This is a genomic window from Nereida ignava (genome assembly GCF_001049735.1).
GTDB lineage: Bacteria > Pseudomonadota > Alphaproteobacteria > Rhodobacterales > Rhodobacteraceae > Nereida > Nereida ignava.
Genome location: NZ_CVPC01000025.1, coordinates 1 through 13,232 on the forward strand (window position 1 = coordinate 1; position 13,232 = coordinate 13,232).

General features: G+C 49.8%; 14 protein-coding genes and 1 pseudogene. 3 read left to right on the forward strand and 12 right to left on the reverse strand.

The window, feature by feature from the left end; translation table 11 throughout:
- The 10 genes and pseudogenes from NIG5292_RS13135 to NIG5292_RS13180 all read right to left on the reverse strand — a co-directional run.
- A pseudogene (locus tag NIG5292_RS13135) lies at positions 1-225 on the reverse strand (YeeE/YedE family protein); the annotation flags it as partial.
- 471 nt (positions 226-696) lie between these two features.
- The gene (locus NIG5292_RS13140; protein ID WP_048600004.1) at positions 697-1,290 is read right to left on the reverse strand and encodes a rhodanese-like domain-containing protein; all 594 of its coding nucleotides are present in this window, start codon (positions 1,288-1,290) and stop codon (positions 697-699) included.
- A gap of 140 nt (positions 1,291-1,430) precedes the next feature.
- On the reverse strand, positions 1,431-2,696 hold the full coding sequence (locus NIG5292_RS13145) for an NAD(P)/FAD-dependent oxidoreductase (RefSeq protein WP_048600005.1): 1,266 nt from the start codon (positions 2,694-2,696) through the stop codon (positions 1,431-1,433).
- A gap of 23 nt (positions 2,697-2,719) precedes the next feature.
- Positions 2,720-3,406 carry a c-type cytochrome gene (locus NIG5292_RS13150; protein WP_048600006.1) on the reverse strand — a complete coding sequence of 229 codons (687 nt, stop codon included), beginning with the start codon at positions 3,404-3,406 and terminating at the stop codon, positions 2,720-2,722.
- Positions 3,407-3,408: 2 nt separating this feature from the next.
- On the reverse strand, positions 3,409-4,731 hold the full coding sequence (locus NIG5292_RS13155) for a c-type cytochrome (RefSeq protein ID WP_082136708.1): 1,323 nt from the start codon (positions 4,729-4,731) through the stop codon (positions 3,409-3,411).
- Positions 4,715-5,977, reverse strand: a complete 1,263-nt coding sequence (soxC, locus tag NIG5292_RS13160) for a sulfite dehydrogenase (protein ID WP_048600007.1) — start codon at positions 5,975-5,977, stop codon at positions 4,715-4,717. The genes NIG5292_RS13155 and soxC overlap by 17 nt, the downstream gene beginning before the upstream one ends.
- A 24-nt stretch (positions 5,978-6,001) precedes the next feature.
- Positions 6,002-7,699, reverse strand: coding sequence for a thiosulfohydrolase SoxB (gene soxB / locus NIG5292_RS13165; protein ID WP_048600008.1), 1,698 nt, complete (start codon positions 7,697-7,699; stop codon positions 6,002-6,004).
- 230 nt (positions 7,700-7,929) lie between these two features.
- Positions 7,930-8,259: a thiosulfate oxidation carrier complex protein SoxZ gene (soxZ, locus tag NIG5292_RS13170; RefSeq protein WP_048600009.1), complete on the reverse strand. Its 330-nt coding sequence runs from the start codon at positions 8,257-8,259 to the stop codon at positions 7,930-7,932.
- Positions 8,260-8,321: 62 nt separating this feature from the next.
- The gene (soxY, locus tag NIG5292_RS13175; protein ID WP_048600010.1) at positions 8,322-8,759 is read right to left on the reverse strand and encodes a thiosulfate oxidation carrier protein SoxY; all 438 of its coding nucleotides are present in this window, start codon (positions 8,757-8,759) and stop codon (positions 8,322-8,324) included.
- 530 nt (positions 8,760-9,289) lie between these two features.
- Complete coding sequence (locus NIG5292_RS13180; protein ID WP_306372346.1) at positions 9,290-10,096, reverse strand: cytochrome c biogenesis CcdA family protein; 807 nt, start codon at positions 10,094-10,096, stop codon at positions 9,290-9,292.
- 17 nt (positions 10,097-10,113) lie between these two features.
- On the opposite strand from NIG5292_RS13180, the gene NIG5292_RS13185 reads away from it, so the two are divergent.
- The 3 genes from NIG5292_RS13185 to NIG5292_RS13195 are packed head-to-tail and all read left to right on the forward strand — an operon-like array spanning position 10,114 to position 11,957.
- Complete coding sequence (locus NIG5292_RS13185) at positions 10,114-10,476, forward strand: thioredoxin fold domain-containing protein (protein ID WP_048600012.1); 363 nt, start codon at positions 10,114-10,116, stop codon at positions 10,474-10,476.
- A gap of 5 nt (positions 10,477-10,481) precedes the next feature.
- On the forward strand, positions 10,482-10,865 hold the full coding sequence (locus NIG5292_RS13190) for an ArsR/SmtB family transcription factor (protein ID WP_048600013.1): 384 nt from the start codon (positions 10,482-10,484) through the stop codon (positions 10,863-10,865).
- A 42-nt stretch (positions 10,866-10,907) separates the two neighbouring features.
- The gene (locus NIG5292_RS13195) at positions 10,908-11,957 is read left to right on the forward strand and encodes a YeeE/YedE family protein (RefSeq protein ID WP_048600014.1); all 1,050 of its coding nucleotides are present in this window, start codon (positions 10,908-10,910) and stop codon (positions 11,955-11,957) included.
- A 372-nt stretch (positions 11,958-12,329) separates the two neighbouring features.
- Here NIG5292_RS13195 and NIG5292_RS14675 read toward each other — a convergent pair whose 3' ends face one another.
- Positions 12,330-12,989, reverse strand: a complete 660-nt coding sequence (locus tag NIG5292_RS14675; RefSeq protein WP_082136709.1) for an MBL fold metallo-hydrolase — start codon at positions 12,987-12,989, stop codon at positions 12,330-12,332.
- Positions 12,990-13,119: 130 nt separating this feature from the next.
- Positions 13,120-13,232 (reverse strand): dienelactone hydrolase family protein (locus NIG5292_RS14850; protein ID WP_199555605.1); only part of this gene is annotated, 113 nt, incomplete at its 5' end.

A 13,232-nucleotide genomic window follows, 5' to 3' on the forward strand; every position in this document is an offset into this window, starting at 1 on the left:
GGGCATTGTGCCACTGACCAAGAAGATCACGCCGGGTGCGGCGATCATGCCAAGGATCATGGCGGCGCGCCACGATGCCTCTGCACGGTTTTGTGCGAAAACCAGACCGGACATGATACCGGTCGCCCCCAGAATGCGGCCAAGGCCAAGCATCAACATGACGGCGCCAAGACCAATCGCGAGGCCACCGCCAAGGGAGSCRAAMGGAGTGAAAGCTGTTTCCATGTTTATGTCCAACCTGTCTTGATGCCAGCCGCCGTCATAAAGCGTCGCGCCGTGCTACCTGAATTAGTGATCATGAATGCCTCCTCGGGACGATAACATAGCCGCAGAATACACCCCAACAGCCACGCCTTCAGTGACATTGTCACTTAAGCCATAAGAAGCTGAAAACATGCTGGAACAGTGCTTCATTTTTAGCCTTCCATTTCAGTAGGTAGGTTTGGTCTGCGCGTACTCATTGCGGCTGAACGCTCAACATGCAGGCTAATCCCAGTGATCGAGCCAAAAGGGCATGACCTTGGTTGTACGGTTAGGTTATGCCGCTCTTGAACAGACAGGCTCTAGATGGCCTAGCCCCAAGCCGTAAATGTTTGAACAGGTTTGCAACTTAGGATTTGCATTGTCAGAACAGTGTGCCGGATCTGTCGATCCGATAGCGAACCTCAAATTGAAGACGCCTACTAAATAATGGGTTTAGCCATTTCCAGGGTGAACCGTCAGGCCCAACATGTTCCAGCTTTGCATGCCGCCACGATAGTATCGAATTTTTTCGGCTGGATATCCCGCAGCAATCATACGCCGAGCAGCAGTGGGTGATTGGCCGCACCACGGACCGTTACAAAACAAAACAACAATCGGAGCCGCATCACTGCAAATCCATCCATCGAAATCAATCTCGCACCCTAGCTCATCCAATCTGTCCGCAGCTTGTGTATACGGGATAGAGATTGCGCCCGGTATCGTAGCTTTATCGTAGTCAGTGCGTAGCCGCCCATCGACCAATACCGCATCTTCTCGTTGTAAAAATTCAAGAACTTCCAGCTCACCAACTGGCGCCACACCAGGAGCAGGTATCATTGGTTGGATGCAGAAGTTTGGACATGGCCGTGACGTCTGTGTCCATGGTTCTTGCAACCTTGCATTCGGATCTTGGTTGCGGGTGATATCAACTACGCCATCAGCGGTTTGAACTGTTACGTTCATTAGGCCTTTGGTAATGCCGACGTCGTTAGCTTGCGCCGGGCCCACCATCAGCACACAACAAGCTATTAGTTCTTTGAAATGCATGAAGTGGGCCACCTTAAATACTGTTTTCATAATATAAATCAGAAATGAACTAACGCAAAAGAGCGGCATAGCTTAGCTCAACACACGGTCCAGAAAACTCTCGGACGGCACATTGCGCCCGAGAGTGTTTGTAAAATGTATTACCCGAACATGTCCGCAGTAATACCAGAGTACCAACCTTCAGATTCGAGGTAGGTTGCCTTACGTACTTCAGAGCTCTCACCAGTAGATGAGATGAAGCCATCGACTTTGGCGATCTTTTCATCGGTTGCTTCATATGTTGCGCCAACTTTAACACCGTTGTCAGTGTCGATCAGCGACCAGCATGTGTTAGAGAACTTGGCAGGGAACACACGTGAACCCGTCAGCGCACCACGAATTGCGTTTGCACATACCTTGGCTTGGCTATTTGCTGAGAACCCTGACTTTGGCATATCGCCTTGCTGTGAAGCGTCGCCAAGAACATATACGTCTGCATCTGCTTTGCTGGACATGTCAGCAGCATTCACCGGCGCCCAATTGCCTTGAGTAACGCCTGCAATTTCAGCAATTTTACCGGCTTTCATGGCTGGGATGACGTTGCACACGTCAACACTGACAACCTCTCCATCAATGCTGAGCGTCATACCGTTCGGGTCAACTTCGACGTTACCGCCGCCAAATTCTTCACCGACCCAATCGATCATACCGCCATAGTTATTTGCCCAACCCTCTTGGAACAGCGCCATTTTTGAGAATTTCGGCTTAGGGTCTGCAACAATAATTTTTGCAGTCGGGTTATTTGCTTTGAGGTAATGCGCAACCATCGAGACCCGCTCATACGGACCTGGAGGGCAGCGATATGGGTTCGGTGGTGCTACCATCGCGAATACACCACCCTCAGGCATCGCAGCCAACTGAGCTTTCAAAAGCTCTGTTTGAGAGCCTCCCTTATAAGCATGAGGCATCGCGTTTTGTGCTGTTACATCCCATCCGGCTACTGCGTTATCAACAAAATCGATACCCGGGCTTAACACCAATTTATCATATGTAAGCTTTGCGCCACCGGCCAGCGTGACTTGCTTACTATCGCGGTCAACACCAATGGCCCAATCGTGAATGACATTCACGCCAGCGGCAGCCAAACCACCGTAGCTGTGACCGAGTTCATCCATCTCCTTAAAACCACCTAGGTACAGGTTTGAGAAGAAGCAGGTGTAGTAGGTACGGGTGGGCTCAATGAGTGTTACATCAATTTCGCCTTTACTATCCTTAGCGATATAACGAGCCGCAGTCGCACCGCCAGCACCACCACCAATTACAACGACGCGCGGCTTGCCGCTCCCTGCAGCCAACGCCATAGGAGCCGATAAAGCAGCAGACGCCGCCACTGTGGCACCCAAAAACTTTCTTCTGTTTATAGTCATCTCTTATTCCTCCCTTTATTGCCTCAGTTTCCGAGGCTTTTGAAATACGCTGCAAGCGCAGCGATCTCATGATTGGCCAAACGACCAGTGACCATTTGCATCACGGAATTATCGCGATACTTTTCCTTGTAAGCGTGCATTGCGGTAACGAAATCGGCCTCGTCCCAGCCCGTAATGCCGGGGATGCCATCATTGGCACCACTTGATAAATGACATGTGGTACACTCGGACCCGAGATACTCGCCGTATGCGACGTCACCATCCATAGCCAATATTTCCGGTGATACAGAAAAACCGGCTTCCGGAGCGATCGAGCTATCAGAGTATGTTGCGAGGTACGCAATCACATCCGCGCGCTCGCTAGACTTTGTTAAGCCCAGAAAACTCATCCGCGTTCCTGGCAGGTATTTTTTCGGAGCCTCTAAGAAAGCATTAAGAGCGGCTTCATCCCAAACCAGACCGTCAGCAGCGGCATTTTTTAAAGCCTTAGAGTATTTCACACCATCAATATTTGCGGCAGGTGCGCCAATGATATTGTTGAGGTTGGGTCCGACGCGATTACGCGCATCATCACCCACCATGTGACAGCTGGCGCATTTCCTATAGACTTTTTTGCCCGCATCGGGGTCCCCTACACTTTCCGCGTGGGCAGAAAATGCAGAGACCGCCAAAGTGACACATAATCCTATTCTAGAAAAATCCAAAAGCATGATTACTCGCCAAATGTTCGCAAATATTCGATGACAGCCTGCTGGTCAGATGCTTTCTTCAGGCCGGAAAAAGCCATCTTCGTACCCTTCATGTACGATTTTGGTTTTTCCAAAAAACTGGCCAAGGCTTCATCATCCCAAACCAAACCATCGTCGAGCGCTGCTGCAAACACCTTTGAGTATTTGAAACCATCAACCGAGCCCATGGTCCGACCAACAATGCCATTCAAATGCGGGCCAGAACCATTCTTGGCGCCTTCACCAACCTCATGGCACGCACGGCATTTCTTGAACACTTTTTTGCCATCATCAATCAGCTGCGCTTCCTGATCCTCTGCGGACACCTCTTCAACAATTGCCTTTGTGGCGGCAGGTGCTTTTGGCGCAACAGTGGCTGCAGGGATAAATGCGGGCCCAGTGGCCGAGAATGACGGCAGACCATCAATCGTGGCACTGTTCATGACCGAATTGGAACCACCTTCTGGCGGTGTCTCAACCAAGAAGACAGACCGCATCGTGACTTCGACTTCTTCTTTACAGTTTTTCATGCATGGCTCAGTGCGCCAAGCCGCGTACTCAGTTTCAGCGCGGTCGTCCAAAACAAAACCGTCTTTGTTGTGCATTTCAAAGTCAGCAAAATTTTCTTGTGATAGCACAAAATCGTCATCAACCATGTCATTGGAATAAAGAATATAAGCAACGATCGCGTACGTTTCATCCGCAGTCAGAGTCCCTGCTGCGCCGAATGGCATTGAGCGATTGATATAGTCCCACACAGTAGAAAGATGTGGCCAATAGGAGCCAACTGTTTTGATGGGGTCCTCATCTGCCAGCGTGTCAAAACCTCCCGCTAGCACCGGCCAATTGTCGACACCTTCAGCGAAGTCACCGTGACAGGCGGCACATTGATCCGCAAACACCTCTTCACCTGTGAACACATCGCCAGATCCCACGGGCAACCCACGTCCATCCGGCAGAACATCCACATCCCATGCTGCAATTTCCTCAGATAGCGCTAAACGACCAATTTGATATGTGTCGGCCTTAAGCGGAGCAGGCTCGGCAACAGAGCCAATCTGGGAGGCAGCTGCTGCCAGATTAGCTTCGACAGTCGTCAGACGATCTTGAAGAGCTTGGACAACTTCATTCTGTGCATCGCTGGTATTCTGTGCTGCCGATGTCCGAGCGTTGGCTTGATCAAGCTGAATTTCGAGGGATTCGATAGTGCTTTTGTTATAATCACGCCCCGCTAGTCCAAATGCGAGCCCAAGTGCTAATGCTGTGCCACTGGCTGCCGGCAAGAAGATATTAAGAAACTTCGACATTCTCGGCTTTCCCTTCTACGTCTACGTACCAAGTCTGGATACAGTTGTTGTGATACACAGCGTTTTCGCCACGTTGTTCTCTCAGTTGTTCTTTAGTCGGTTGAACGTAGCCGGTGTCATCCATAGCCCGTGCTTGCAAAAGCATCGGGGCGCCGTCCCACTCTGTGTCTAAGTAGAACCGTGTCAGAGCTTTTGTGTCACCCTGCTTGCCAAGCCGCGCAGTTTCCCAGGTAATGCCGCCGTCTTTGGACACGTCTACGCGCGTAATCTGACCGTGACCTGACCAAGCCAGACCGGAAATAACCATCGGCCCTGCACCATGTGTAATCGGCATTTGCGGGCTTGGAGATGTAATGACAGACTTTGCGTCCATGACCCACGTCCACTTGCGTGCTACGCCATCCTCGTAAACGTCGGTATATTTTGATGTTTCCTCGCGGCTCTCTACTGCGCGATCAGTGATTTCAATACGGCGCAACCACTTAACCCAGAGGTTACCTTCCCAGCCAGGTACTACCAAACGCACTGGATATCCGTGCTCCATCCGCAAGGCTTCACCGTTTGCTTTGAAAGCGACCAAAACGTCATCCAGCGCTTTTTCCATAGGTATGGAACGTCCGTTCGATGATGCATCGGCGCCTTCAACATACACCCATTTATCCAAAGAGATGTCAGCTCCCGCTTCTTTCAGAAGCGTCCGCAAAGGAACACCGGTGTATTCCATGTTGTGGATCATACCATGTGTAAATTGTACGCCGTTCAGTTGCGCACCGGCCCACTCCATGCCTGTGTTGGCGGCACATTCACAGAAATACACATGGTTTTCACGTGGCAACCGCTCGAGGTCTTCATAAGTAAAGACCAAAGGCCGCTCAACAAGACCATTGATCATCAATCGGTAGTCATCTTTGTGGAGTTCAATCGCCCCCGAGTGATGGCGTTCAAATGCACACCCTTGGGGTGTGATTGTGCCTTCAAGCGCATGAATTGGTGTGAAATTGATAGACGAAATAGGTGAAGCTGTCAGCCATTCAACATTGCGACGAATAACGTCGGACTCAAAGCTAATCGGAAGGCCGTAAGGTGTTTCATCTACCCCCGCGCCCAGATATGAGGCCCAGTCTTGCAACTCGGTAATGGCTGGATCAGGTGTTTGGGCACTAACAGTACCAGCAGCTGTGCCTGCGGCTACTGCAGCACTTCCTCGCAAGAAGGCGCGACGGGAGGTTTTAGACATCTCATCCATTTATTGAGTTCTCCAATTTTCTATTCAAAGGCCAACGACGTCGACGCTATTGTTTTCTGACACCGTTACAGTGCCGAGCTTGCGGATATGGTTCTCGACCACATCCCAGATTTGGGGTCCTTCGGTTCCCTCATTCACGCTGGCCCAACCGGCAACAACGTAAGAATGAGACGGATCAATACGCTCGCCGGTAGCGAGTAATGTCATTTCGGAAATGCGTTCACCTTGGGGTTTGCTAACGTCAATCCGGTAACCAAGACCACCAGTGCGCACCATATCGCCACCCTGTTGATAATAAGGGTCCGGATTAAAGATGTTATCGGCGACGTCTTCCAAAATCACTTTGAGAAATTCACCGGTCATTTCACTACGATAGGCCTGACCGTAAGACATCGAAGTGACGCCAAACACATCTTCGCGTGTGATATCCTGACCAGGCACAAGCGATGGCCCCCATCGCACTCCCGGACTTAGCGCAATCTGCGCATCACGTTCGCTAAGCAATGCGTCACAAATCAAATCATCCCAAGTTCCATTGAAGTTCCCGCGACGATACAAAAGGCTATCAGTACGTCCCAAAACTTCAGTCAGCTCAGGCAGATAGGGAGCTCGCTCGGCATCAATGATCGCAGCTACTTCAGCGTCTGGGGCAATTACGTCAGAAAAAATTGGGATCAGCTTGGTGCGGTACCCCATCATCCGGCCATCTCGGATATCAAGATCGACACGGCTCACAAACTTACCATTAGAGCCTGATGGCAAAACAATTGTACTACCAACGACTACAGGCTCAGGTAGCGCATCATGTGTGTGACCAGATAGAATAACGTCGATGCCAGGCACTACGCTGGCCATCTTCTTGTCCACATCAAAACCGTTGTGACTTAGAACAACAACGCATTCTGCACCTTCGGCACGTACCTTCTCAACCATCTTCGCCATGTTTTCGTCGCGAATACCAAACGAGAACTCTGGGAACATCCAGCCTGGATTGGCAATTGGCATGTATGGGAATGCTTGACCGATTACAGCAATCTTCGTGCCGCCACGCTCAAACATTTTATAGGGTGGAAAGAGATCAGATGGCTCATCCCATTCCGAGTCAAAGATGTTCTGCCCTAGCGCCGCAAAAGGAAGGCTTTCGACAAGCTCAGTTACGCGCTCAGTGCCTAAGGTGAATTCCCAGTGGAACGTCATCGCGTCAGGCGCGAGCGCGTTCATGACATTCACCATGTCTTGCGCTTGTGTCATGTGCGTTGTGTAGGAGCCGTGCCAAGTATCGCCGCCATCCAGCAAGATAGCATCAGGCCGATCAGCACGAATAGCTTTCACAACTGTCGCCACGCGGTCCAAACCACCAACACGCCCGTACCCTTGTGCTAGAGACGAAAAATCGCCTGAACTTAGGGCATAGTGGCTCGGACTACCGTCCTCGATGCCGTACATTTTACGAAAGTCAGCACCTGTGACGTGCGGAACCGCACCAGCATTGGCACCAACTCCGATATTCACGGAAGGCTCGCGAAAATAGATTGGTTTCAGTTGTCCATGAATATCTGTGATGTGGATCAGTGAAACGTTCCCGTACGTATCAAACTCAAGTAACTGATCCTGACTGAGCCGTTGTTGGGCAGCCAAACGTGCCCAGTTCCCAAAGCCAGAACCACCAACGATGGCTGAGGCGGCCATACCAACTTGCAAAAAATCTCGGCGTGAAATCATTCGATGAATTCTTTCAATAAGCTATATGTATATTCGAATTTCATTTCGTGCAAATTTCCATATTCAGGGTTGGTTACGGATCAATTGAAGCAAGTGGCTGAAGTGGTTTCGGAAGACCATCTGGTCCTGCTGGCTGGTCTTGAAAACAAATGTGAGAGTGAAGGTGCCACGGCCTTAAAACGTAGCTAAGTGCTGAAAATTAATTCGGGCACCCTCTGGCGTAAATCTCACTAAGCAACGCTGACCTTCTTTTTCGCTTCATAGATATCACCATCATCGTCGTACCATTTGAAAGTGAACTCACCACTCTCTGGGACAATCGCTTCAAACTGAAAATATGGATTGGTAGAAATGGCTGGCTCAAGCAGTACATCAATCACATTTTCGCCGTTAAATTCGGCCGTAAAGCGGTTGATAATCGACCTCGGAATAAGGTTACCGTCATCATCCTTGCGCTGACCGCTTTCCATTTTGTGGCTGATCAGTGTCTTGATTGTAATTGCTTCACCAGCTTCAGCTGTTTTGGGTACTTTCACTCTTGGTTTCACACCAGATGCCATATTGTATCTCCTAGGTATATTGTCAGCGCCGCTGACAGTATGAATGTTTGAAGTGCAGCTAATTAGCCGCCACAACCACCGATGGTCACTTTGACATTTGCCTTAGCCATCTGGAATGATCCGTCTGCCATCTCTGCAACAGCCACGACGTTCTGCGTTGTGGATAGTCGAATGCGTGTAGATGCTGTGCGCGACGCACTCAGCGCACCAAACTTGAAGGTGGCAACGCTTGGAGTTGGATTCCCATCAGCGAACAATGTGATAGCGACAGCACCCGGAGCATTTATTTCCACGGGAACAGTGTTGCCATTTTCCGCAATTTCAGGGGCCGTGATGGAAATGCCGCCTTCGACAGCACCTGCGCCGCCTGTAAGAGCCGCAATTGCATCATCTGTCAGGCTTGCAAGGGCCGGAGTACCTACAACAGCGGTCATTGCCAATGCGCAACCACCCAACGAAAGGATCGAGCGCCTGTTAAATTGTCTAGTATGGGTAGTCATGTCGGTAGGTTTCCCTTCCTGTGGTTAAAAAGTGAGAGACGGTGAATTCGCAATAGCGGCTTGATCTAAGAGGCGTTGCGCGAGTGTTCTAACTGGATGTCTTGAATCGCCAGCAAAGACACAAACAGTCGATGACGCATTTTGCAGCATTATCAGTCGCCCCTCCCAAGCCGATTCAGTTGCTGATTTAAGGTATGCTAGTGGACACCAACACATTCACGCAACAACAAATTCAATTAAAAGAATTTTTATATTTGTTAGCACTTGCAGAAAATAAGATATATTTTGCGCATAATGGCAGACTGGAAAGGCCAAACAAACTACCTAACCATACAACACTTAGGCATAATGCTGCAGCGCAGCAGTCAGTTGTAAGGATATAAATCGTGCTAAATGAGTTTCAAAGAGCCCGGCCCCAAAGTTATTCAGTAATTGAGTAGGTTGGCTTACAGGGCTGCAAACTACCTTACATGTAATAAACGAGGCATTAAAATCTGACGTTTTTGTTACACGCATTCACTCTACGCTCACTAGCCGAGCCTGCTAAACCAAGGCACATAATCGAGCATCACTTGCGCAATAGCTCCAATCTGATCGGTCCCCACGAGGAGTCCGAATATAATCAGTCCTAAACCAGTGATCTTTTCGACCACCCCAAGATATGTCCTAAACCGCGACATCCATGATGTGAATTGATCTACAAACAGCGATACGAGAACAAATGGTAGGGTCATGCCCACTCCGTAAACAAATAATAACTGCGCTCCATCTGCAGCGGTATCTTGCGCGGCAGCCGTAAATAAAATTGCGGCAAGGACTGGCCCTACACAGGGGGTCCAACCAAAAGCAAATGCCAACCCCACAACATAGGCTCCTACAAATTTTGAAGGATCAATCAAACGAGTTTCAATTCTGACCTGGCGGTGGAACCCAGTAATCTGAACGATACCCAAAAAATGTAGACCCATTACAACTAATAGGCACGCAGCCACTAATCGAAGTACATCAAACCAATCTTGCATCAGTACACCCAGAGTGCTGGCACTCGCCCCCAAAGCGACAAATACCGTAATGATACCAAGACCAAAAAAGATGGAAGAAGCTACTGCCCGCGCGCGTTCAGAGATAATCGTGTTCTCGCTGGATTGAGCTTGGTTAAGACGGGAGCCGGCAAAATAACTAATATAGAATGGCACTATCGGCAAAACGCAGGGGGATAAAAAAGACAAAAGGCCCGCTGTAAGGGCACCGACTGTAGTCACCTCGAACATTTTATCTCCGTCACTCACTTGAGCAATTTGCGTAAAGGCATATGTTGGATTCACGAGAGACGTCAACGAAAGGGCGCTCCAGCATGATCAAAGCGATTTTTACTGCGACATTACTTTGTACTCCCTGCACCGCATTTGCAGAGACAGTTTTACTTATGGCTGAGAGAGACGGATGTTATTGGTGTGATCGATGGGATACTGAGATAGCGGAAATTTACCCCAAAACTTCTGAAGGAAAAACTGCTCGCCTTGAACGCTTTGATATCAAAACGGGAGCGCGAGACGTAGATCTCGAGAAGCCTGTCCGTTTTACACCCACTTTTATTCTTGTTAATGACAGTAAAGAAGTTGGCCGTATTGAAGGCTATCCTGGTGAAGACTTCTTTTGGGCAATCCTTTCGAAGATGCTCAAAGATGCTGATATATCTTTTGAGCAAGCGAGTTGACCCCTATGGATAGCCAAACTGCCACATCCAACCTCCGCACTGATGAAGCAAAAAGTAAACTGCCCGTGTTTGACGTAAATATGTGCCCCGAGGATATGGAGAAAATGGTTGCTAATGCCGAACAGGCATCAAGCTTCCTAAAAGCGATCAGTCACGAAGGTAGATTGATGATTTTGTGTCATCTGGCATCGGGCGAAAAGTCTGTAACAGAGCTTGAAGAGCTTTTGTCTGCTCGGCAGGCAAGCGTCTCGCAACAGCTAACTCGGCTCCGCTTTGAAGGCTTGGTAAAGCCACGTAGAGATGGCAAGGCTATTTACTATAGCTTGACAGATGACCGCCCTCGGCAAATCATAGAAGTCGTATATGATCTGTTTTGCAAAAACAGCTAGCCAAACTTCTCGCCCAAGTTTGGTCGGGAGGATTAGACATCTATGGAAGTTCTCGGAGAAGCAAACACAATAGCTTTGATTGGCCTATTGGGCGGAATAGCCCTTGGGTTAGCCGCAAGACTGGGCCGATTTTGCACATTAGGTGCAATTGAGGATTATCTCTATGGAGCTGACCCCAGGCGGATGGGTATGTGGGGTGTCTCTGTTGGAGTGGCAATTATCGGAACACAGGTGTTGTTGGGTACTGCTTTTGTCGAAGGCAGCGACGTTGCATATCTATCACGCGCCTGGAACCCGCTCAGCACAGTCATCGGTGGGCTGCTTTTTGGATACGGCATGGCCTTGACCGGCAACTGCGGCTACGGTGCGCTCGCACGACTAGGTGGCGGCGACCTGCGGGCATTTGTCATTGTTCTGGTTATGGGGCTCTCCGCATATTTCGTGATGTCAGGTCCCCTCGCCCATTTGCGAGTCATGTTGTTTCCCGTGGTACAAAGCTCAGACACAAGCCAAGGGTTGGCACAGTTGTTGGGTGATTTTGGCGTAGCTCCTTGGGTCGTTGGTATCGTAGCAGGGGCGATTATTGTGCTGGCATCGCTTCGAACTGCACGAGGCAAACCGTTTCAAAGCTACGCGTTATGGGGAGCGCTCGTGGGCCTTGCCATCACATCTGGCTGGGTGGGAACACATTGGGTGGCGACAGTCGGCTTTGATGGGGAAACGATCCGTACACATACCTTTGCGGCACCCGTTGGAGATACGATCTTCTATAGCATGACAGCATCGGGAAATACTGTTTCGTTTAGCGTAGGTTCGGTGGTGGGTGTCATTATTGGAGCTGCATTTGGTTCAATGTTCAAAAAGCAATTCCGCTGGGAGGCATGCGAAGACCCGCGAGAGCTGAAACGACAGATTTTTGGAGCCGCGCTAATGGGTGTTGGCGCGATATTGGCAGTAGGGTGTAGTGTGGGTCAGGGTATCGCTGCATTTTCGGTCTTAGCATACAGTGCACCGGTTACACTTATCGCAATCTTTTGTGGCGCGGCTTTTGGTCTGAGGCAACTAATCACCGGCTTTAAAGTCGCTCCTTAGGTGCCTCTATCTTTCCTCACAACGTGCGTTATTCCGCTCCGATAAAGACGCTTCGCCCCTTTAAAAACCCCACCAAAGAGGATGCTTCGCCCTCTTTGGAAACACCAACCCAAGTATACCTTGGGACCGCCTCGGGGCTCTATCACACCAAACGTTTGCAACACTTTTCGCGCGGTCAGGCTTAGGCTGCTTGTGATCAAAAGGAACGTTGTTGCTTTAATCGGGGAAGTCTTGGGTGCCCCAGTTTTCAGAGGGCGACTCGTTATGGACAGCTTAGACCGTCGCGTCCCGCATCTTTGATGCGCAGAGCAGTTTTTTAATACTCAAGTATTACCGTTATTTAGAAACAATGACTCATTGAGTATCCACTCATCAGAAGCTTTCGCTGGCTTGAACCTTGATAGCTCTATTCAACTTTTTCATCTCGGTCCGGAAGACACGCAATTTTCTGTTATCGTTTCCGTATGCATTGACGACGAGTAGATTGGGGCTCATTTCAGCAGCCGCTCTGGCCATCTTGCGTAGGTCTGTGCCTTCGGACAATGAGATGACAGCCACGTTTATGTTGCGTAGCCCGGCCATCTGAGTGGTCGCCCCAGTATACCCGGAGAGGTAAATGCGGGTGTTGTCGTTTTCAATTATGACTCCGATATCTGTTTGGTCACTATTTTCAGACACAGCGGTGGTTGCGGTGAACTCCAGCCCATCAACTCGCTGAATTGCTCCAACTTCGAAAGGCGTGATGACATTGTTTGAAATCATTAAAGGCAGCTCATTAATCACGGCTTGCGGCGCCAGTACGACGGTGTTGCGGCGTAGCATCCCGATCATGGTGCGCACACTGAGGTGGTCCGGATGTGCCCGTGTCAGCACCACAATATCCGGTGAACCGTAAGCAGCGTATTGAATTTGGGAACCTGTGGGGTCGATCAAAATGGTGGTGTTATCCCAAACAATTGTGACATTTGCACCCGATGTCGTGACAATCTGTGGAAGCCTATCAAGCGCAGAAGTCTGCTGCGCTTGATAGATGCGTTAGAAGCTGGTGCCGTGTTCAATGGCTTGTTGCTCTGCCGTGCCCGGAAGTGTTGTGAGCATGATTACAAACAGTGCTTGGGCAAGCTTAGAAAGCATATTGAACAACGGCATGACAGCGTCTCCTTTAACCAGCGAGATACGTGCGGAACCACGCTACCATACGTTGCTCGGCAAGCTTGGCCGCAGCCTCATCATAGCGCGGTGTCGTGTCATTGTGAAATCCGTGGTTCACGCCAG

Excerpts from the sequence above, each read along its gene's own strand:
- NIG5292_RS13145 (WP_048600005.1), bottom strand. The coding sequence starts at position 2,696 with ATGACTATAAACAGAAGAAAGTTTTTGGGTGCCACAGTGGCGGCGTCT.
- soxZ (WP_048600009.1), bottom strand. The coding sequence starts at position 8,259 with ATGGCATCTGGTGTGAAACCAAGAGTGAAAGTACCCAAAACAGCTGAA.
- soxB (WP_048600008.1), bottom strand. The coding sequence starts at position 7,699 with ATGATTTCACGCCGAGATTTTTTGCAAGTTGGTATGGCCGCCTCAGCC.
- NIG5292_RS13190 (WP_048600013.1), top strand. The coding sequence starts at position 10,482 with ATGGATAGCCAAACTGCCACATCCAACCTCCGCACTGATGAAGCAAAA.
- NIG5292_RS13140 (WP_048600004.1), bottom strand. The coding sequence starts at position 1,290 with ATGCATTTCAAAGAACTAATAGCTTGTTGTGTGCTGATGGTGGGCCCG.
- soxY (WP_048600010.1), bottom strand. The coding sequence starts at position 8,759 with ATGACTACCCATACTAGACAATTTAACAGGCGCTCGATCCTTTCGTTG.
- NIG5292_RS13150 (WP_048600006.1), bottom strand. The coding sequence starts at position 3,406 with ATGCTTTTGGATTTTTCTAGAATAGGATTATGTGTCACTTTGGCGGTC.
- soxC (WP_048600007.1), bottom strand. The coding sequence starts at position 5,977 with ATGGATGAGATGTCTAAAACCTCCCGTCGCGCCTTCTTGCGAGGAAGT.
- NIG5292_RS13185 (WP_048600012.1), top strand. The coding sequence starts at position 10,114 with ATGATCAAAGCGATTTTTACTGCGACATTACTTTGTACTCCCTGCACC.
- NIG5292_RS13155 (WP_082136708.1), bottom strand. The coding sequence starts at position 4,731 with ATGTCGAAGTTTCTTAATATCTTCTTGCCGGCAGCCAGTGGCACAGCA.
- NIG5292_RS13195 (WP_048600014.1), top strand. The coding sequence starts at position 10,908 with ATGGAAGTTCTCGGAGAAGCAAACACAATAGCTTTGATTGGCCTATTG.